Raw genomic sequence first — 20,043 nt, forward strand, 5'->3', positions numbered from 1 at the left:
CCGATAGACTGACACCCGATCCCGCTGTCGTCCCCGGAGGAGAACATGACCAACCCGATCGCTGACCCCGGCCACGGACACTCGCCGGCGGCGTGGACCGCCGTGATCATCATGCTCGCCGGTTTCACGATCGGCACGCTGGGCTACTGCCTGGCGGAGTTCAGCCCGATCTGGGTCGCGTTCATCTGGGTCGGCGTCGCACTGATCCCGATCGGCGCTGCCGTCGGGTGGGTGCTCGCCAAGGCCGGTTACGGTGTGAGAGGCCCCAAGTACTCGCCGAAGGCGCACTGATGGTCCTCGCCGACCTCACGGCCGGCGCTGTCGCCGACGCAGAGCGTCGTTCTCTGACCCGGCCGCTGGCCGATGTCGAGCGGGTCGCCCTCGCACGCCCAGCGGCGAAAGACGCCCTCGCGGCCCTCGCTCCGGCCGACCGGGTCAAGATCATCGCCGAGGTGAAGCGCGCGAGCCCGTCACGCGGTGCTCTGGCCGCCATCCCGGATCCGGCGCTTCAGGCATCGCTGTACGAGACCGGAGGGGCGTCTGCGATCAGCGTCCTCACCGAGGAGCGCCGATTCGGCGGCAGCCTCGCCGACCTCGAGGCCGTGACCGCCCGCGTGTCGGTGCCGGTGCTGCGCAAGGACTTCATCGCCACGCGCTATCAGGTGCTCGAAGCCCGAGCGGCCGGCGCCGACCTGGTGCTGCTGATCGTCGCCGGACTCGACCGCGACGTGCTGCGTGAGCTCTTCGGATTCATCACCGAGCTCGGCATGACCCCGCTGGTCGAGACGCATTCCGCAGACGAGTTGGAGGTCGCGATCGACCTCGGTGCGCCGCTGATCGGGGTGAACGCCCGCGACCTGACCACCCTCGAACTCGACCGCGACCTGTTCGGCCGACTGTCGGACCGCATCCCCGCGACCGCCGTCAAGATCGCGGAGTCCGCGGTGCTCACCCCCGATGACGTCGCCCACTACCGCGCGGCCGGTGCCGACGCGGTGCTGATCGGCGAGGCGCTCGTCACCGGCGACCCGATCGCCACTCTTGCTCGCTTCCTGGAGGTCTGATGAGTCTGCGTGACCAGCACGGTCCGTATTTCGGCGACTTCGGCGGACGGTTCATGCCCGAATCGCTGATCGCCGCGATCGACGAACTCGCCGCGGCGTACGAGGAGGCCGTCGCCGACCCGGCGTTCCGTTCCGAGCTCGCCTCGCTGCTGAGCTCTTACGCCGGTCGCCCCTCGGCCATCACCGAGGTCCAGCGCTTCGCGGAGCATGCCGGCGGTGCGCGGGTGTTCCTCAAGCGCGAGGACCTCAATCACACCGGCTCGCACAAGATCAACAACGTGCTCGGACAGGCCCTCCTCACCAAGCGCCTCGGCAAGACCCGCGTGATCGCCGAGACCGGGGCGGGCCAGCACGGCGTCGCCACCGCCACAGCGGCCGCCCTGTTCGGACTGGACTGCACGATCTACATGGGCGAGGTCGATACCGAGCGTCAGGCGCTCAACGTCGCGCGCATGCGTTTGCTCGGGGCCGAGGTCATCGCGGTGACCTCGGGTTCCCGCACGCTCAAGGACGCGATCAACGACGCCTACCGCGACTGGGTCGCCTCGGTCGAGAACACCAACTACATCTTCGGCACGGCCGCGGGTCCGCACCCGTTCCCCGCGATGGTGCGCGACTTCCAGAAGATCATCGGAGAAGAGGCCCGTGAGCAGCTGCTCGCCGAGGTCGGACGCCTGCCGGATGCCGTCGTGGCGTGCGTGGGCGGCGGTTCCAATGCAATCGGCATGTTCAACGCCTTCCTCGACGACGAGGGCGTGAAGCTCTACGGCGTGGAGGCCGCCGGCGACGGCGTCGACACCCCGCGTCACGCGGCATCCATCGAACGCGGGCGCCCGGGCGTGCTGCACGGCGCGCGCACCTACGTGCTGCAGGACGACGACGGCCAGACCGTCGAATCGCACTCGATCTCGGCCGGGCTCGACTACCCCGGCGTCGGACCCGAGCACTCGTGGCTCTCCGATATCGGCCGCGCGGAGTACATCCCCGCGACCGATGACGAGGCCATGCAGGCGCTCCGACTGCTGAGCCGGACCGAGGGGATCATCCCCGCGATCGAGTCCGCGCACGCGCTGGCCGGTGCGATGCGCATCGGGCGGGAGCTCGGACCCGACGCCATCATCGCCATCTGCCTCTCCGGGCGTGGCGACAAGGACATGGACACCGCCGCCCGCTACTTCGACCTGTACGACCGCGCCGCGCTCGAGCACGACGTCGCCGAGGAGAGCCCCGTAGAGGAAGCCGTCTCGAAGGGGGAGCCGCAGCTATGAGCCGTGTCGAAGACGCGATCGTCCGCGCACACGACGCGGGCCGCAGCGCGTTCGTCGGATACCTGCCCGTCGGCTTCCCCGACCTGCAGACGAGCATCGACGCGGCAATCGCCCTCGCCGAGAACGGCGTCAACATCATCGAGCTGGGCCCGCCCTACAGCGACCCGGTCATGGACGGCGCGGTGATCCAGGAGGCCACGACACAGGCTCTGGCAGCCGGTTACAAGACAGCCGATCTCTTCACTGCTCTCCGTGCCATCACGGCCGCCACCGACGTCCCGGTGCTGGTCATGACGTACTGGAACCCGGTGCTGCAGTACGGCGTCGACCGCTATGCCGACGATCTCCTCGCCGCAGGCGGCGCGGGCCTCATCACGCCCGACATCACACCCGAGGTGGCCCAGGAATGGATCGCCGCGAGCGAGCGGACCGGTCTCGACCGTGTCTTCCTCGCCGCGCCCACCTCGTCCGACGAGCGCCTTGAACTCGTGGTGAAGTCGTCCACCGGATTCGTCTACACGGTCTCGACCATGGGCATCACGGGGGAGCGCACCGAGCTCGATCGCGCCGCCCGCACCCTGGTCGGACGCCTGCGCGCGCACGGCGCCGTCCGCGCCTGCGTCGGCATCGGCATCTCGACCGCGGAGCAGATCGCCGGCGTCTCGGAGTACGCCGACGGTGCGATCGTGGGCACGGCCCTCGTCCGCGCCCTGCGCGACGGCGGCATCCCCGCTCTCGCCGAGGTCACCCGCTCCTTGGCGTCGGGCACCTCGTCCGCACGCCCCGTTCCCTCGAACTAGGATCGCACTCATGTCCTTCCCGCTTCACAGCAGCTTCAGCGGCGTGCTCGCCAGCATTCCGAGCCCGCCCGTGTCCTACATCGATCTGGGCCCGCTGCGGATCCACTTCTACGCGCTCTGCATCATCGCCGGCATCATCGCGGCCGTGATCCTCACGAACCACCGCCTGACCAAGCGCGGCGCAGAGCCGTGGGTCGTGATCGACATCTCGATCCTCGCCGTACCGATCGCCATCATCGGCGCGCGCATCTTCCATGTGCTGACGCACCCGAACTTCTACTTCGGCGAGGGCAAGAACACCTGGAACCCCTTCGAGCCCGGCTCTGTCTGGGCGATCTGGGAGGGCGGCATCGCCATCTTCGGCGCGCTCATCGGCGGCGCGGTCGGCGCCTACCTCGGGTGCCGGTGGACCGGCATCCGCTTCTGGACCTTCGCCGACGCGCTGGCCCCCGGACTCCTGCTCGCACAGGCCATGGGCCGCTTCGGCAACTGGTTCAACCACGAGCTCTTCGGTCTTCCGACCGACCTGCCCTGGGGACTCGAGATCGAGTCGACCAACTCCGCCTTCCCGCCCGGGCTTCCCGAGGGGACTCTGTTCCACCCGACGTTCCTCTACGAGGTGCTCTGGAACGGTCTCGGCGTCCTGGTGCTGCTCTGGGTCGGCCGCAAGCTCTACTTCCAGTGGGGTCGTCTGTTCGCGATCTACCTGATCTGGTACAGCGCGGGCCGCGTCGTCTGGGAGTCCATCCGCATCGACCCGAGCGAGATCATCCTCGGTCTGCGCAGCAACGTGTGGGCCGCGATCATCGGCATCATCGTGGGTCTTGCCATCCTGGTGGTGCAGGGCCGGCGTCACCCCGGGCTCGAGCCGTCGCCGTACCAGCCGGGACGCGCGCGGAAGGATCTGGACGCTGATGTACAATCGCAGGACAATCCCCACGAATTCGTGGACGTGAGCGAGCCTCCGTCCGAAGAAGTCACTGCCGGAGCCCCTGCCACAAGCACTGGTCCCACACGCACCGCTCCGTCGAGCGAGGCCGGTTCCCGATAAGCCGCCCTCGTGGCGGAGAACATGAACTGAACGAGCGGGCCGACGTCGTCCCCGGTGTCACTTGAGTATCTGAGGACGGTAACTGGTGTATTTCCAGCCACCTTACGGCGCGTCAGGCGCCTACCCCCCGAAGCAGGGCATGTACAACCCGGCGTTCGAGAAGGACGCCTGCGGCCTGGCCATGGTCGCGACGCTCCGCGGCACCGCGGGGCATGACATCATCGCGCTCGCCCTCGAGGCGCTGCGCAACCTGGAGCACCGCGGGGCCATCGGCTCCGACGCCGGCACCGGTGACGGCGCGGGCATCCTCACGCAGATGCCCGACGAATTCCTCCGTGCGGTGGTGAGCTTCGAGCTCCCGCCGATGGGGGAGTACGCGGCCGGTCTCGCCTTCCTGCCGCGGGATTCGAGTCAGCGTCGCCAGCAGAAGGCGGGGATCGAGCAGATCGCACGCTCCGAGGGCCTGCGCGTCCTCGGCTGGCGCGAGGTCCCCACGATCAACGAGCACCTCGGCAAGCTCGCCGATGAGGCGCGCCCTGCGTTCGAGCAGCTCTTCGTGAGCGCCGGTGGCGCGACCCACGCTGACGCACCGCTGACGGGGATCGCACTCGACCGCGTCGCCTATCGTCTGCGCAAGCGTGCCGGACACGAGCTCGGCGCCTACTTCGTCTCGCTGTCCAGCCGCACCCTCGGGTACAAGGGCATGGTCACCACGCTCCAGCTCGAGCCGTTCTACCCTGATCTGCAGGACGAGCGTTTCGCCTCGGAGCTCGCGGTCGTGCACTCCCGCTACTCCACGAACACCTTCCCGTCGTGGCCCCTCGCGCAGCCGCTGCGCATGCTCGCGCACAACGGCGAGATCAACACCGTCGGCGGAAACCGCAACTGGATGCGCGCGCGTCAGTCGCAGCTCGAGTCCGAGCTGCTCGGCGACGTCACACCGCTGCTGCCCATCTGCACCGACGGCGCGAGTGACTCGGCGTCCTTCGACGAGGTGCTCGAACTGCTGACCCTCACCGGTCGCAGCCTCCCGCACGCCATCATGATGATGGTCCCCGAGGCCTACGAGAAGCAGTCCGATATCTCGCCCGAGCTGCGCTCGTTCTACGAGTACCACTCGAACCAGATGGAGCCGTGGGACGGCCCCGCCGCCCTCATCTTCACCGACGGCACGCTCGTGGGTGCGACGCTCGACCGCAACGGTCTGCGTCCCGGCCGCTGGACCGAGACGACCGACGGTCTCGTCGTGATCGGCTCGGAGACCGGGGTGCTGCACTTCGAGCCCGAGCGCATCAAGCGCCGCGGCCGCCTGCAGCCGGGCAAGATGTTCCTGGTCGACACCGCTCAGGGGCGGATCGTCAGCGACCAGGAGATCAAGCAGGATCTCGCGACGATGCACCCGTGGCAGGAGTGGCTCGACGCCGGTGCCGTCCGGCTCGCCGATCTGCCCGAGCGCGAACACATCGTGCACCCGCCGGCATCCATCACCCGCCGTCAGCGCACCTTCGGCTACACCGAAGAGGAAGTGCGCATCCTGCTCACCCCGATGGGGCAGACCGGCGCCGAGCCGCTCGGCGCGATGGGGTCCGACACCCCGATCGCCGTGCTCAGCAAGCGCCCGCGGCTGCTCTTCGACTACTTCACGCAGCAGTTCGCGCAGGTGACGAACCCGCCGCTGGACTCGATCCGCGAAGAGGTCGTCACGAGCCTCAAGCTGGGGCTCGGTCCCGAGCGCAACCTGCTGTCGTGGGGTCCCGAGCACACCCGCACGGTGTCGCTCGACTTCCCGGTGATCGACAACGACGAGCTCGCGAAGATCCGCCACATCGACAAGGCTCTTCCCGACCGCTCCAGCGTCACGATCCGCGGTCTGTATCACTTCGACTCCGGACCCGACTCGCTGCAGGACCGACTGACCGAGATGTGCGACGAGGTCGATCAGGCCATCGCCGACGGCTCAGAGTTCATCATCCTGTCGGACCGGGATTCGAACAAGGATCTGACCCCGATCCCGTCGCTGCTGATGGTCTCCGCGATCCACCACCACCTGATCCGGCGCGAGAACCGGATGAAGGTCGGTCTGATCGTCGAGGCCGGCGACGTGCGCGAGGTGCACCACGTCGCGACCCTGATCGGTTACGGCGCGTCGGCGATCAACCCGTACCTGGCCATGGAGACGGTGGAGCACCTGGTGCGCACGGGCTACATCACCGGGATCACGACGGAGAAGGCCGTCAAGAACCTGATCTACGCGCTCGGCAAGGGCGTCCTCAAGATTATGTCGAAGATGGGCATCTCGACCGTGTCCTCGTACGCCGGCGCACAGGTGTTCGAAGCCGTGGGCTTGGGCCATGAGTTCATCGACGCGTACTTCACGCGCACCGAGTCCAAGCTCGGCGGCATCGGGATCCAGGAGATCACGGCCGAGAATCAGGCACGACACGACTACGCCTACCCGGAGGATGCCGCGGCTCGCGCCCACGAGCGTCTGTGGACCGGCGGCGAGTACCAGTGGCGTCGCGACGGCTCGCCGCACCTCTTCAGCCCCGAGACGGTGTTCAAGCTGCAGCATGCGACCCGTACCCGCCGCTACGACATCTTCCGCGAGTACACGAAGATGGTCGACGACCAGGCTTCGGAGCTCAAGACCCTGCGCGGGCTGTTCCAGTTGCGCACCGGCACCCGCAAGCCCGTCCCTCTCGACGAGGTCGAGTCGGTGTCCTCCATCGTGAAGCGCTTCTCGACCGGGGCGATGAGCTACGGCTCCATCTCCCGCGAGGCGCACGAGACGCTGGCGATCGCGATGAACCGCATCGGCGGCAAGTCCAACACCGGTGAGGGCGGCGAGGACGACGACCGTCTGGTCGACCCCGAGCGTCGCAGCGCGATCAAGCAGGTCGCCTCCGGTCGGTTCGGCGTCACCAGCCTCTACCTCACCGAGGCGGATGACATCCAGATCAAGCTCGCCCAGGGTGCCAAGCCCGGTGAGGGCGGTCAGCTTCCGCCGACCAAGGTGTACCCGTGGGTGGCACGCACGCGGCACGCGACCGCCGGCGTCGGACTCATCTCCCCGCCGCCGCACCACGACATCTACTCGATCGAGGATCTCAAGCAGCTGATCTTCGACCTGAAGCGCGCGAACCCCGAGGCTCGCATCCACACCAAGCTGGTGAGCCAGTCGGGCATCGGCGCGGTGTCGGCCGGTGTCGCGAAGGCTCTCAGCGACGTCATCCTGGTCTCCGGGCATGACGGCGGCACGGGCGCCAGTCCGATGAACTCGCTCAAGCACGCGGGAACCCCGTGGGAGCTTGGTCTCGCCGAGACCCAGCAGACGCTCATGCTCAACGGCATGCGCGACCGCGTGGTGGTGCAGGTCGACGGCCAGCTGAAGACCGGACGCGATGTCATCATCGGCGCGCTGCTGGGTGCGGAGGAGTTCGGCTTCGCCACGGCTCCGCTCGTGGTCAGCGGCTGCATCATGATGCGCGTCTGCCACCTCGACACGTGCCCGGTGGGCGTCGCGACGCAGAACCCTGCGCTGCGCGAGCGCTTCACCGGCAAGCCCGAGTTCGTCGTGAACTTCATGGAGTTCATCGCCGAGGAGGTCCGAGAGCTGCTGTCGGAACTCGGCTACCGCTCGATCGACGAGATCGTCGGACGCGCCGACCTGCTGCAGGTCAACGAGGCGGTCGAGCACTGGAAGACGGAGGGCCTCGACCTCACGCCGATCCTGGAAGGGCCGGCATTCCCGGCGGGCGAGCCGCGTCGCAGCGCTCGCACGCAGGACCACGAGCTCGACAAACACTTCGACGTGCAGCTGATCGACATCGCCGCGGGTGCGCTCCTGAACGGAGAGCCCGTCGTCGTCGAGCTGCCCATCGCCAACACCGAGCGAGCGGTCGGCACCATGCTCGGGCATCAGGTCACCTCGCGTCACGGAGCCGCAGGGCTTCCGCGAGGCACGATCGACGTGACCCTTCATGGCACGGCCGGTCAGTCGCTCGGCGCCTTCCTGCCCCCGGGCATCGTGCTCCGACTCGAGGGCGACGCCAACGACTACGTGGGCAAGGGGCTCTCCGGCGGCGACATCACCATCCGTCCGCCGCGGGCGTCGACCATCGCCCCCGAGGAGAACGTCATCGCCGGAAACGTGATCGGCTACGGCGCGACCTCCGGCACGATGTTCATCTCGGGCGTCGTGGGCGAGCGGTTCCTCGTGCGCAACTCCGGCGCGACGGCGGTCGTCGAGGGCGTGGGCGACCACGCGCTCGAGTACATGACCGGTGGTCTCGCCGTGATCTTGGGCTCCACCGGGCGCAACTTCGGCGCCGGTATGTCCGGGGGAGTGGCGTACGTTCACGCCCTTGACACCGCCAAGGTGAACGCGCAGTCGCTCGGCAGCGGCGAGCTCCTGCTCGAACAGCTCGACCGCGCCGATCTCGAGGTACTGCGCGGACTGCTGGTCGAGCACGTCGAGCGCACCGCCTCTCCGCTGGCGTCCGACCTGCTCGCGCGGTTCGAGACGACGGCTTCCGAATTCGTGAAGGTCCTCCCGCGTGACTTCGCCGCCGTGCGGAACATGCGCGAAGAGGCCCTCGCTGAGGGGATCGACCCCGACGGCGACATCGTGTGGAACCGCATCCTGGAGGTGACCGGTGGCTGATCCCAAAGGTTTTCTGAAGGTCACCGAGCGTGAGCTGCCACCACGGCGGCCCGTGCCCGTGCGCATCATGGACTGGAAAGAGGTCTATGAGCCCGGTGACCAGGCGGTCCTGAAGCGTCAGGCCGGACGCTGCATGGACTGCGGCGTGCCGTTCTGCCACTCCGGGTGCCCGCTGGGCAACCTGATCCCGGAGTGGAACGATCTGACGTGGCGCGGCGAGGGTCGCGCGGCGATCGATCGCCTGCATGCGACCAACAACTTCCCGGAGTTCACCGGTCGCCTGTGCCCCGCTCCGTGCGAGAGCTCCTGCGTGCTGGGCATCAACCAGCCCGCCGTCACGATCAAGCAGATCGAGGTCTCGATCATCGACGAGGCCTTCGCCAAGGGCTGGGTCGAGCCGCAGCCGCCTGCGCGTCTGACCGGCAAGACGGTCGCGGTCGTGGGGTCCGGCCCGGCCGGCCTCGCTGCCGCGCAGCAGCTCACGCGCGCCGGTCACACCGTCGCCGTGTTCGAGCGCGACGACCGCATCGGCGGCCTGCTGCGCTACGGCATCCCGGACTTCAAGATGGAGAAGGGGCACCTGGAGTCCCGTCTGCGTCAGATGCAGGAGGAGGGCACCCGCTTCCGTGCCGGTGTCGAGATCGGCAAGGACATCTCCTGGGCCGACCTGCGAGCCCGCTACGACGCCGTGGTGATCGCCACCGGGTCGACGGTCCCGCGTGACCTCTCCATCCCCGGTCGCGACCTCGACGGCGTGCACTTCGCGATGGAGTACCTCGTCGAGTCCAACCACGCAGTCGCCGGCGACAAGGTCTCGGAGCAGATCACCGCCGAGGGTAAGCACGTCATCGTGATCGGCGGCGGCGACACCGGTGCCGACTGCATCGGTACCGCGCACCGCCAGGGCGCTCTCAGCGTGACGAACCTCGCGATCGGCAAGCAGCCGAGCTCTGAGCGTCCGGAGAATCAGCCCTGGCCGATGATGCCGACCCTGTTCGAGATCGCGTCGGCGCACGAGGAGGGCGGCGAGCGGATGTTCCTCGCCTCCACGGTCGAGTTCCTCTCGAACGATGTCGGCGAGGTCCGTGCTCTCCGCGTCGCCGAGACCGAGTACATCGACGGACGCCGTGTGCCCAAGAGCGGCACCGAGCGCGAGATCCCCGCCGACCTCGTGCTGATCGCGATGGGCTTCACCGGCCCCGAGCAGGACGGCTACACGGAGGACACCCTCCCGCAGCTGACGGACCGGGGCGCCTTCCAGCGCGGCTCGTCCTACGAATCCACTGTGCCGGGCGTCTTCGTCGCCGGCGACGCGGGTCGCGGTCAGTCGCTCATCGTGTGGGCGATCGCCGAGGGCCGCGCGGCGGCTGCGAACGTCGATCGCTTCCTGATGGGCACCACCGTTCTCCCCGAGCCGGTGCGCCCGAGTGATGTCGCGCTCGGCCTCCAGCCCGCGTAGGCTGAGCCGCGGCACCTCGCCTGATTCACCTTCCCCCACTTTTACTCTGGAGATTCCTGTTGAGACGCGCGAAAATCGTCGCCACCCTGGGCCCCGCAACTTCCACCTATGAGACGGTGCGTGCACTGATCGATGCCGGTGTCGACGTCGCACGCCTGAACCTCAGCCACGGTGACTACTCCGTGCACGAGAACAACTACGCCAACGTGCGCCGTGCCGCGGATGACGCCGGGCGTGCCGTCGCCATCCTCGTCGACCTGCAGGGCCCGAAGATCCGCCTCGGCAAGTTCGAAGACGGCCCCTACGACCTCGCGGTCGGCGACATCTTCAAGATCACGACCGAGGACATCATCGGCAACCGTGAGATCTGCAGCACCACGTTCAAGGGTCTGCCGCAGGACGTCAATCCCGGTGACTTCCTGCTCATCGACGACGGCAAGGTCCGCGTCGAGGTCGTCGAGACCGATGGCGTCGTCGTGACGACCAAGGTCATCGTCGCCGGAGCCGTCTCGAACAACAAGGGCATCAACCTTCCCGGTGTCGCCGTCAACGTCCCCGCGCTGAGCGAGAAGGACGAGGACGACCTGCGCTGGGGGCTGCGCATCGGCGCCGACCTGATCGCGCTCTCGTTCGTGCGCAACGCCTCCGACGTGTCGCGCGTGCACGAGATCATGGCTGAAGAGGGCGTCAAGGTCCCCGTCATCGCCAAGGTCGAGAAGCCGCAGGCCGTCGACGCGCTCGAGGAGATCGTCGACGCGTTCGACGCCATCATGGTCGCCCGTGGTGACCTCGGCGTCGAGCTGCCCCTCGAAGCCGTGCCGATCGTGCAGAAGCGCGCCGTCGAACTCGCGCGTCGCATGGCCAAGCCCGTCATCGTCGCGACGCAGATGCTCGAGTCGATGATCAACAGCCCGGTGCCGACCCGTGCCGAGACCTCCGACGTCGCCAACGCCGTCCTCGACGGTGCCGATGCCGTGATGCTCTCGGGCGAGACCAGCGTGGGCGACTACCCGGTCGTCGTGGTCGAGACCATGGCCCGCATCATCGAGTCGACCGAGGAGCACGGGCTCGAGCGCATCGCGCCGCTCACCACCAAGCCGCGCACCCAGGGTGGCGCCATCACCCTGGCGGCGCTCGAGGTCGCGGAGTTCGTCGAGGCGAAGTTCCTCTGCGTCTTCACGCAGTCGGGTGACTCCGCACGCCGCCTGTCGCGCCTGCGCTCGCGCATCCCGATGCTCGCTTTCACGCCGGAGCCCGACATCCGCCGCCGCATGGCGCTCACCTGGGGCATCCGCTCGACCCTCGTCGACATGGTGCAGCACACCGACCTGATGTATCTGCAGGTCGACGACTACCTGCTCAGCAACGGCCTCGCGACCGTAGGCGACAAGGTCGTCGTGATCTCCGGTTCCCCTCCCGGAATCGTCGGCTCGACCAACGACATCCGCGTCCACAAGGTCGGAGACGCCGTGAACGGCGCGGCTCCGATCTACAAGGAAGCCACGGTCTGACGATCATCCACAGGGGCGGGACTTCGGTCTCGCCCCTTCGGTGTCCCCGCGTCAACCCCCGTGACCGGGTACCGTGCGTCGGATAGCGTTCTGCCATGAGTTCTGAACGCCGCCGTATCATCGTCGACGGCCTGGCGTTCCGTCTCATCGAGAGTCCGAGGCCGAAGGCGACGACAGCCCCGACCGTCGTCCTGGTCCACGGCATCGGGATGTCTCATCGTTATCTCGCGCGGCTGCACGAGGTGCTGGCGGCTTCCACCCGCGTGGTGTCGATCGACCTTCCTGGGTTCGGCGGCCTTCCCAAGCCGCAGCAGATGCTCGACGTGCCGCGCATGGCGCAGCTCCTCGGCGACGTGATCGCGTCGTTGGGCGACACCGAGGTCGTGCTGGTGGGCCACTCGATGGGCGTCCAGTGGGCGATCGAGACAGCGAGGCGGCGCTCTGATCTCGTCCGTTCCGTCGTCGCGATGGGCCCGGTGGTCGATGATCGGCACCGGACGCTCGGCTCCCAGGCGCGGGCGCTCGGCGTGGACACGCTCGGAGAGACGCCGTCGATCAACGCCATCGTCTTCAGCGACTACGTGCGTTGCGGAGTCCCGTGGTATCTGACCCAACTTCGGCACATGCTCGCCTACCCGACGGAGGACAGGGTGCGTGACCTCGCAGTGCCGCTGCTGATCATCCGTGGTGGGTCCGACCCCGTCGCCGGTCGCGAGTGGTGTCGGCGGCTGCGCGACACTGCTCCGCAGGCGCGCCTCGTCGAGGTTCCTCGGCAGCACCACGTCGTCCAGCAGTCCGCCCCGCGCGCCGTCGCTGCGGCGATCCTCTTCCACACCGCCGGCGACTGGCCGGATGACGACCCGCAGATCGGCGGACGGCCGGATCGCAGGGTCCGGTCGTGAGTCCGTTCCACGCAGTCCGGTCCTGGGCCGCCGACTATCTCTACGCCGGCTACTGGCAGGTTCGTGCGTTCTTCGACCGGACAGACCCCGCGTCGTTCGTCGCCGGCGATGCCGCGCACATCGTCGTGCTGCCCGGGGTGTACGAGACCTGGAAGTTCATGCAACCGCTCATCACTGCAATGCATGAGCGCGGTCATCCGGTGCATGTCGTCGAGGCGTTGCGCCACAACCGCTTTCCCGTCGCCGACATGGCGGTGACCGTCGCGGAGTACCTGGAAGCAGAAGGGCTGACCGATGTGATCCTGGTCGCGCACAGCAAGGGAGGACTCGCGGGAAAGCTGGCGATGACAGGCCGCGCGGCGCATCGGATTCGCTCGATGCTCGCCATCGCGACCCCGTTCGGCGGGTCGCGCTGGGCACGCCATCTCCCCGTGCGCACCCTGAGGGCATTCTCGCCGGATGACCCGTCGATTCGAAGTCTGGCGCTCCAGCTCACGGTGAACGAGCGGATCGTGTCGGTCTACCCCGACTTCGATCCGCACATCCCCGAGGGCAGCGAGTTGGCCGGCGCGAAGAACGTACGGCTCGACACGGGGGGCCATTTCCGCGTGCTGGCGCATCCGCGCGTCATGGCGGAGCTCGCCGTTCTCGCCGAATGAGCCGGCGGGAGAGCTGGGCTCGATTGGCCTCTCACACCTGGGCGCCTTCTGTGAATCCCGAGATCCGGCGCTGGGGCCATCGGGGGAGAGTAGCGTCGGGCGTAGATCCCGACCTCTGAACCACCGGCGCATGCGGTACTCCTGTTCGGGTTCCGATCGGAGGCGGGTGGAGATCATGAAGGTCAACAAGGTCAGGTTCGACGGGCAGACGTTCCTTCTCGACGCGGATCAGGACGTCGACACGACCAAGCGAGCCATCGTCACCGCCATGCGGGAGGGTTCCGACTTCGTCGACTTTCGGACGGTCGGTCACGGCACCATCTCGCTGCTCGTCGCCCCCGGCGTCCCGGTGCGGTTCGAGATCGTCGAGCGTTCACCGGAGGAGCTGGAGCGCTACGAGATCGACCCGCTGCCGCTCGATGGTCCGTGGATCGACTTCGACTACTGAAGATCCGTCGATGTGCCGGCGGTGGGACTCGAACCCACACGCCCTTTCGGACAAAGCATTTTGAGTGCTCCGCGTCTGCCATTCCGCCACGCCGGCTCGTGTGTCGTGCGTCTCCGACTTTAGCGCAGGGGGAGTGCCGGCCACGTCACGCGCCGCATGATCGCCGATGCGCGGGGGCTCTCGACTAGGATGGAGCCGTGACCGAGCAAGAACAGGCAGCCGAGCAGCCCACGTCATCCGCACCCCGACGCGTCGTCGTCGCCGAGGACGAATCGCTGATCCGTCTCGACATCGTCGAGATCCTCCGCGACAACGGCTTCGATGTCGTCGGTGAGGCCGGTGACGGCGAGACCGCTGTCGCGCTGGCCACCGAACTGCGTCCTGACCTCGTCATCATGGATGTGAAGATGCCGCAGCTCGACGGTATCAGCGCCGCCGAGAAGCTTCACAAGGGCAACATCGCCCCGGTGGTGCTGCTGACGGCCTTCAGCCAGAAGGAACTGGTGGAGCGCGCGAGCGAGGCCGGGGCACTGGCGTACGTGGTGAAGCCCTTCACTCCGAACGACCTGCTGCCCGCGATCGAGATCGCACTCGCCCGTCACGAGCAGATCATCACGCTCGAGGCCGAGGTCGCCGACATGGTCGAGCGCTTCGAGACACGCAAGCTCGTCGACCGCGCAAAGGGTCTTCTCAACGAGAAGATGGGCCTGAGCGAGCCGGAGGCGTTCCGCTGGATCCAGAAGGCGTCCATGGACCGCCGTCTGACCATGCAGGACGTCGCCAAGGCGATCATCGAGCAGCTCGCGCCGAAGAAGTAGTGTTCGCGCTCGACACCGAGCACACTCTGCGTCCGCTCCGCGAAGGGGACGGCGCGGCCCTGGCGCGGGCCTATCTCGCGAACCGTGAGCACCTGGCCCCCTGGGAGCCTCTGCGTGAGCGCGCGTTCTTCTCTGTCGATGTGCAGGAGCGCGACGTCGCGCGCAGCGTTGCGGACGCGTCCGTCGGCCGCAGTCTGCGCTTCGTGATCGAGTCCTTCGACGGCGAGATCCGCGGACGGATGAACCTCAACAACATCATCCGCGGCGCGTTCTGGAGCGCCGACCTCGGGTACTGGGTCGATGCGGGGCTGCAGGGCCATGGACTCGCGCGCCGGGCCGTCGGGCATGTGGCCGAACACGCGCGTGAGACGCTCGGTCTGCACCGGCTTCAGGCCGCCACGCTCCTGCACAACGCGGGTTCGCAGCGTGTTCTCGACGCCACCGGGTTCGAGCGGATCGGTCTGGCGCCGCGTTACCTCGAGATCGCCGGACGGTGGCAGGATCACGTGCTGTTCCAGAAGCTCCTGGAGGACGACGGAGAAGAGGCCGACGCGCCGGGCTGAGCGCGCCGCGCCCGTCACCGCGGTCGTTGCCTCCTCGGAACGCAGACCGTGTCGGCAACTGACAACTCCGCGGCCTGGCTCGACGAACTCCAGTTCGACCTGGGAGAGGGGCCCTGCTGGGATGCCCTGCGTCTGGCGAAGCCGGTGCACGAGCCGCACCTGCACGGGCGACACGGGCCTGAGCGGTGGCCCGCGTTCGGACGTGCCGTGCAGGAGGGTGACGTCGCCTCGATCTTCGCCTTCCCGCTGACCGTGGGCAGCCTGCGATTCGGCGCCGTCGATCTGTACTCACGCGTGCCGCTCGACCTCGACGAGGTGCAGACCCGGCATGCGAGCGCATTGGCGTCGGTGGTCGCCCGCCGTGTGCTGCGAGACAGCCTCGCGGCGAGCGAGCCGCACGCGGATGAGGTGCTCTCACCCTTCTCACGGCGGCAGGTGCATCAGGCCACGGGCATGGTGCTCGCACAGCTCGACATCGATGCGGAGGATGCGCGGCTGCTGCTCCAGAGCCGTGCCTTCGCCTCGGAGAGCACCGTGATGTCGGTCGCCGAGGACGTGCTGGCGCGCCGTGTGGTGTTCACCAAAGAACACGGCGCGATCGAGGTCCGCTCATGACAGCTCTCGAACGCGACAGCCGGCTGCTGCGCACCTTCACCCAGCTCGCCGACACGCTGGTCGACGACTACGACATCGTCGAGCTCATGCAGGAGCTCGTGGACACCTGTCGAGCGGAGCTGAACGTCTCCGCGGCGGGCCTCCTCCTCGCGGATGCCGCTGGCGAGCTCGAACTTGTCGCGTCGACGAGCGAGGCGGGGAGTGTCGTCGAGGCGCTGCTGCTCGGGGCCTCGGCGCCCACCGCGTCGGTCGTCTCGATCCCGCTGCGTCTGCGCGACAAGACCATCGGATCGCTGACGCTGCTGCTGGAGGCCGGTGCCACCGCGACGACCGAGGACCTGGTGATCGCACGGGCACTGGCCGACATCGCGACCATCGGCATCCTGCACGAGCGCGCGATGCGCGAGACCGAGGCTCTGAGTCAGCAGCTGCAGCACGCCCTCAACAGCCGTGTCGTGATCGAACAGGCCAAGGGCGTGGTGTCGCATCGGCAGGGTGTGCCGATGGACGACGCCTTCGCACTGATCCGCGCCTACGCGCGAGAGAACGGCGTGCGACTCGGCGAGGTCGCTCGCCGCATCGTGGCGCGACAGCTCACCCTCGACTGACTCACGATCTCATCTGGCGTCACCACCCGCGTCGCCCTGACGGCGGGTAGACTCGGTCACGCGCCCCAGACCCCGGCGATCTCGACTTTCGATCGAACGCGGGGGTTCCCATGAAACGGGTCATCACATCCTTCGGTGCTTTCTGTACCGGAGACGCTGTCGCCGACGCCGTCAGCCGGTACGCCCTGGCTCTCGCACGGGCGCACGACACGGACCTCGTCGAGATCCCGTACATCGACGACGAGTACGTGGCGCGCCGCCTCGAGCTGCGGATCGGGTGGCTTGTCGAGATCGGGATCGTGGCTGAGCCCGGGCACGATCAGGAGCTCCTCGATCCGGGCACCGTGGAGCAGCTCGATGAGCTCAGGCAGGCGTTGGCGCACGGCCGCCCGTCCGAGGACCACGTCTCTCCGTCGTGGTCGTCCTGGGACTACGAGCTCTGATGCCCCGACCGCGACGTCAGGCGGCGGGAGCGTCCTTGATCATGTTCGTGATCCGGATGGTCGAGCAGCGGCGTCCCTGATCGTCACTCACGACGATCTCATGCACGGCGATGCTTCGTCCCAGATGTACGGGCGTACACACGCCGGTGACGACACCCGACGTGGCGGAGCGCGTGTGCGTCGCGTTGATGTCGACCCCGACCGCCAGACGCCCGGCGCCCGCGTGCAGGTTCGCGGCCATGGAGCCCAGCGACTCGCCCAGCACGACGTAGGCGCCGCCGTGCATGAGTCCGACGGGCTGCGTGTTGCCTTCGACGGGCATGGTCGCGACGCAGCGCTCGAGGGTGAACTCGGTGAACTCCATGCCCATCTTCTCGGCCAGTGCACCCATCCCGCGGGCCGTGGCCCACTCGAGTCCCTCGTTTGCGGCGACGTCGCTCATGCATGCTCCTCAGCGGGTGTCTGTGGTCCTCGTTAGGCTGACAGGGTGACGGACTCCGCAAAGCCTACCCTCATGGTCATCGACGGCCATTCTCTCGCCTACCGTGCCTTCTTCGCCCTTCCGGTGGAGAACTTCACGACCAAGGACAACCAGCACACGAACGCCATCTATGGCTTCCTCTCGATGCTGGTCAACCTGATCAAAGCCGAGAAGCCCACGCACATGGCGATCGCCTTCGACACCTCGAGGCACTCGTTCCGCACAGACGAGTACCCCGAATACAAGGCCACGCGCTCGGAGACCCCGCAGGAGTTCCGCGGCCAGATCCCGCTGCTGCAGGACTGCCTCGCGGCCATGTCCATCCCGGTTCTCACGAAGGAGGGCATCGAGGCCGACGACATCCTCGCGACGCTCTCGACGCAGGGAGCCGAGCAGGGGTTCTCCGTTCTCGTCGTGTCGGGCGACCGGGACTCGATCCAGCTCGTCGATGACGACGTGACGCTGCTCTACCCCTCGGTGCAGGGCGTATCACAGCTCAAGCGATACGACCCCACGACGGTGCAGGAGCGCTACGGCGTGCGCCCCGAGCAGTACCCCGACATCGCCGCCCTGGTGGGCGAGACCAGCGACAACCTCCCCGGTGTGCCGAAGGTGGGGGAGAAGACCGCGGTGAAGTGGCTCACGCAGTTCGGCAGCCTCGACGAGCTGCTCGACCGGGCCGGCGAGATCAAGGGCGTGGTGGGCGGCAACCTGCGCGATCACATCGACGACGTGCGACGCAACCGCAAGCTCAACCGCCTGCTGCGCGACGTGGAGCTCGAATACGCGCCGACCGACCTCGCCGTCGCTCCGATCGACGCGCAGGCTGTGCGCGACATCTTCGCCCGGCTGGAGTTCCGCACCCTGCTGCCGCGCGTGTTCGAGGCGGTCGGAGCCGGAGAGGTCGCCGATGATCCCGCCGCGGTCGTCGTGCTGCCCGAGCCTGTTCAGGTCACCACCGCAGACTTCGTCGCCTGGGCTTCGGCCGTCGACGAAGACATCGCCGTGCGAATCGTGACGCAGGGCGGCGTGCCCGTGCGTCTGGGCGCCGCGACCGAGAGCGAACTGCGCGAGACGGACTGGACGCCGGAGGTCGCCGACGAGCTGAAGCAGTGGCTCGCCTCGGATGCGCCCAAGGTGCTTCACGACGCCAAGCCTCAGGTGAAGGCATTGCGTCGTCAGGGTGCCCGCATCGGCGGGCTGGTGTACGACACGAGCCTCGCCGGCTGGCTGCTGCGCCCGAGCTTCCCCGACAAGACACTCGGCGACCTCGTCGAGCGCTACCTCGGCGAGAAGCTGCCCGAGGCCGATCCCTCGCAGCTCGTGCCCGAGACCGAGGGCGCGACCCCTTCGCAGGAGGCCTGGTTCATCCTGCGCGTGGCGAACGCCCTGCGCGAGGACATCCCCGAGTCCGTGGCCGAGGTGCTCACCGACATCGAGCTTCCGACCCTCCTGACGCTCGCCGACATGGAGGTCGCCGGGGTCGCGGTGTCGCATGAAGTGCTCTCGACGTTCTCGGGCGAGCTCGCAACGCGGGCCGATGGTCTGGCGGCCGAGGCGTTCTCCGTGGTCGGCCGCGAGTTCAACCTCGGCTCCCCGAAGCAGCTCCAGGAGGTTCTGTTCGAAGACCTGCAGCTGCCGAAGACGCGCAAGACCAAGACCGGGTACTCCACGGACGCCGCGGTTCTCGCCGACCTGCAGGAGACGCATCCGCACCCGTTCCTCCGCCTCCTGCTGCAGCACCGTGAGGCGACGAAGCTCCGCCAGATCATCGAGTCCCTCGACGCGGCGATCGGAGACGACCACCGGGTGCACACCACGTACGTGCAGACCGGCAGCCAGACGGGTCGACTCTCGAGCACCGACCCGAACCTGCAGAACATCCCGGTCCGAACCGAGGAGTCGCGGCGCATCCGCAGCGCCTTCCAGGTCGGCGAGGGATACGAGGCGCTCCTCACGGCCGACTACTCCCAGATCGAGATGCGCATCATGGCGCACCTATCGGGTGATGAGGGTCTGATCGAGGCGTTCAACAGCGGCGAGGACCTGCACCGGTTCGTGGGCGCCCGGGTCTTCGGCGTCGAGCCGAGCGAGGTGTCTGCCGCGATGCGCACCAAGGTCAAGGCGATGTCGTACGGTCTCGTGTACGGCCTGTCGGCGTTCGGCCTGTCCAAGCAGCTGCGCATCGAGCAGTCCGAGGCAAAACAGCTGATGGTCGAGTATTTCGCGCGCTTCGGCGCGGTGCGCGATTATCTGCGCGCGTCCGTCATGAAGGCGAAGGAAGTCGGCTACACCGAGACGATCTTCGGTCGTCGCCGCCCGTTCCCCGACCTCTCGAGCCCGAACCGCGTGCTGCGCGAGAACGCGGAACGCGCGGCGCTCAACGCCCCGATCCAGGGCAGCGCCGCCGACATCATGAAGATCGCGCTGCTGCACATCCACGACGACCTCCGCGCCGAGGGGCTCGGCTCCCGCGTGCTGCTGCAGATCCACGACGAGCTCGTGGTCGAGGTGGCTCCGGGGGAGTGGGACGCCGCCGAGCGCATCGTGCGCACCCGCATGGGCGACGCCGCGGCGCTGTCCGTGCCGCTCGATGTGCAGGTCGGGCGCGGCCAGGATTGGAACGAGGCGGCGCACTGATCCTGCGCCTTCGAGCGTGCCACCCGCCCCGCGCCGCAGGCACCCTGCGG

Annotated in this window: 18 protein-coding genes and 1 tRNA gene; 17 read left to right on the plus strand and 2 right to left on the minus strand. The window is 68.0% G+C overall.

What is annotated here, in order from left to right; all coding sequences use genetic code 11:
- The first annotated feature begins 45 nt into the window (after positions 1 to 45).
- The 11 genes from AC2D10_RS02590 to AC2D10_RS02640 all read left to right on the plus strand — a co-directional run bounded on the left by AC2D10_RS02590 (position 46) and on the right by AC2D10_RS02640 (position 13,825).
- The gene (locus AC2D10_RS02590) at positions 46 to 291 is read left to right on the plus strand and encodes an HGxxPAAW family protein (protein ID WP_484710284.1); all 246 of its coding nucleotides are present in this window, start codon (positions 46 to 48) and stop codon (positions 289 to 291) included.
- On the plus strand, positions 291 to 1,064 hold the full coding sequence (gene trpC / locus AC2D10_RS02595) for an indole-3-glycerol phosphate synthase TrpC (protein WP_484710286.1): 774 nt from the start codon (positions 291 to 293) through the stop codon (positions 1,062 to 1,064). Before AC2D10_RS02590 ends, trpC begins: the two co-directional genes overlap by 1 nt.
- Positions 1,064 to 2,332, plus strand: a complete 1,269-nt coding sequence (gene trpB / locus AC2D10_RS02600) for a tryptophan synthase subunit beta (RefSeq protein WP_484710287.1) — start codon at positions 1,064 to 1,066, stop codon at positions 2,330 to 2,332. Before trpC ends, trpB begins: the two co-directional genes overlap by 1 nt.
- Positions 2,329 to 3,132, plus strand: a complete 804-nt coding sequence (gene trpA / locus AC2D10_RS02605) for a tryptophan synthase subunit alpha (RefSeq protein ID WP_484710288.1) — start codon at positions 2,329 to 2,331, stop codon at positions 3,130 to 3,132. Before trpB ends, trpA begins: the two co-directional genes overlap by 4 nt.
- 10 nt (positions 3,133 to 3,142) lie before the next feature.
- Positions 3,143 to 4,183 (plus strand): prolipoprotein diacylglyceryl transferase, encoded by a 1,041-nt coding sequence (gene lgt / locus AC2D10_RS02610; protein ID WP_484710289.1) that lies wholly within the window; start codon positions 3,143 to 3,145, stop codon positions 4,181 to 4,183.
- 139 nt (positions 4,184 to 4,322) lie between these two features.
- The gene (gene gltB, locus AC2D10_RS02615; protein ID WP_484711788.1) at positions 4,323 to 8,846 is read left to right on the plus strand and encodes a glutamate synthase large subunit; all 4,524 of its coding nucleotides are present in this window, start codon (positions 4,323 to 4,325) and stop codon (positions 8,844 to 8,846) included.
- On the plus strand, positions 8,839 to 10,305 hold the full coding sequence (locus AC2D10_RS02620; protein ID WP_484710290.1) for a glutamate synthase subunit beta: 1,467 nt from the start codon (positions 8,839 to 8,841) through the stop codon (positions 10,303 to 10,305). Before gltB ends, AC2D10_RS02620 begins: the two co-directional genes overlap by 8 nt.
- A 59-nt stretch (positions 10,306 to 10,364) precedes the next feature.
- Positions 10,365 to 11,816 (plus strand): pyruvate kinase, encoded by a 1,452-nt coding sequence (pyk, locus tag AC2D10_RS02625; RefSeq protein WP_484710291.1) that lies wholly within the window; start codon positions 10,365 to 10,367, stop codon positions 11,814 to 11,816.
- Between the two features lie 95 nt (positions 11,817 to 11,911).
- The gene (locus AC2D10_RS02630) at positions 11,912 to 12,718 is read left to right on the plus strand and encodes an alpha/beta fold hydrolase (RefSeq protein ID WP_484710292.1); all 807 of its coding nucleotides are present in this window, start codon (positions 11,912 to 11,914) and stop codon (positions 12,716 to 12,718) included.
- Positions 12,715 to 13,377 (plus strand): esterase/lipase family protein, encoded by a 663-nt coding sequence (locus tag AC2D10_RS02635; RefSeq protein WP_484710293.1) that lies wholly within the window; start codon positions 12,715 to 12,717, stop codon positions 13,375 to 13,377. The genes AC2D10_RS02630 and AC2D10_RS02635 overlap by 4 nt, the downstream gene beginning before the upstream one ends.
- A 166-nt stretch (positions 13,378 to 13,543) precedes the next feature.
- Complete coding sequence (locus AC2D10_RS02640) at positions 13,544 to 13,825, plus strand: hypothetical protein (protein WP_484710294.1); 282 nt, start codon at positions 13,544 to 13,546, stop codon at positions 13,823 to 13,825.
- 13 nt (positions 13,826 to 13,838) lie between these two features.
- On the opposite strand, the gene AC2D10_RS02645 is transcribed toward AC2D10_RS02640, so the two are convergent.
- Positions 13,839 to 13,921 (minus strand) — tRNA-Leu (locus AC2D10_RS02645).
- 101 nt (positions 13,922 to 14,022) lie between these two features.
- Between AC2D10_RS02645 and AC2D10_RS02650 the strand changes: the two genes are divergently transcribed.
- The 5 genes from AC2D10_RS02650 (at position 14,023) to AC2D10_RS02670 (ending at position 16,872) form a co-directional block, all read left to right on the plus strand.
- Positions 14,023 to 14,643: an ANTAR domain-containing response regulator gene (locus AC2D10_RS02650; protein WP_042536652.1), complete on the plus strand. Its 621-nt coding sequence runs from the start codon at positions 14,023 to 14,025 to the stop codon at positions 14,641 to 14,643.
- Positions 14,643 to 15,206 (plus strand): GNAT family N-acetyltransferase, encoded by a 564-nt coding sequence (locus AC2D10_RS02655; protein ID WP_484710295.1) that lies wholly within the window; start codon positions 14,643 to 14,645, stop codon positions 15,204 to 15,206. The genes AC2D10_RS02650 and AC2D10_RS02655 overlap by 1 nt, the downstream gene beginning before the upstream one ends.
- A gap of 48 nt (positions 15,207 to 15,254) precedes the next feature.
- A complete protein-coding gene (locus AC2D10_RS02660; protein WP_484710296.1) occupies positions 15,255 to 15,821 on the plus strand; it encodes a GAF and ANTAR domain-containing protein in 567 nt (188 codons plus the stop codon).
- Positions 15,818 to 16,429: an ANTAR domain-containing response regulator gene (locus AC2D10_RS02665; RefSeq protein WP_484710297.1), complete on the plus strand. Its 612-nt coding sequence runs from the start codon at positions 15,818 to 15,820 to the stop codon at positions 16,427 to 16,429. The genes AC2D10_RS02660 and AC2D10_RS02665 overlap by 4 nt, the downstream gene beginning before the upstream one ends.
- Positions 16,430 to 16,539: 110 nt before the next feature.
- Complete coding sequence (locus tag AC2D10_RS02670) at positions 16,540 to 16,872, plus strand: hypothetical protein (protein WP_484710299.1); 333 nt, start codon at positions 16,540 to 16,542, stop codon at positions 16,870 to 16,872.
- A gap of 16 nt (positions 16,873 to 16,888) precedes the next feature.
- On the opposite strand, the gene AC2D10_RS02675 is transcribed toward AC2D10_RS02670, so the two are convergent.
- Positions 16,889 to 17,314 carry a hotdog fold thioesterase gene (locus AC2D10_RS02675; RefSeq protein ID WP_484710300.1) on the minus strand — a complete coding sequence of 142 codons (426 nt, stop codon included), beginning with the start codon at positions 17,312 to 17,314 and terminating at the stop codon, positions 16,889 to 16,891.
- Positions 17,315 to 17,359: 45 nt separating this feature from the next.
- On the opposite strand from AC2D10_RS02675, the gene polA reads away from it, so the two are divergent.
- A complete protein-coding gene (polA, locus tag AC2D10_RS02680; protein ID WP_484710301.1) occupies positions 17,360 to 19,993 on the plus strand; it encodes a DNA polymerase I in 2,634 nt (877 codons plus the stop codon).
- The last annotated feature ends 50 nt before the right edge of the window (positions 19,994 to 20,043 follow it).

The organism is Microbacterium sp. PI-SA-G, from assembly GCF_057215335.1.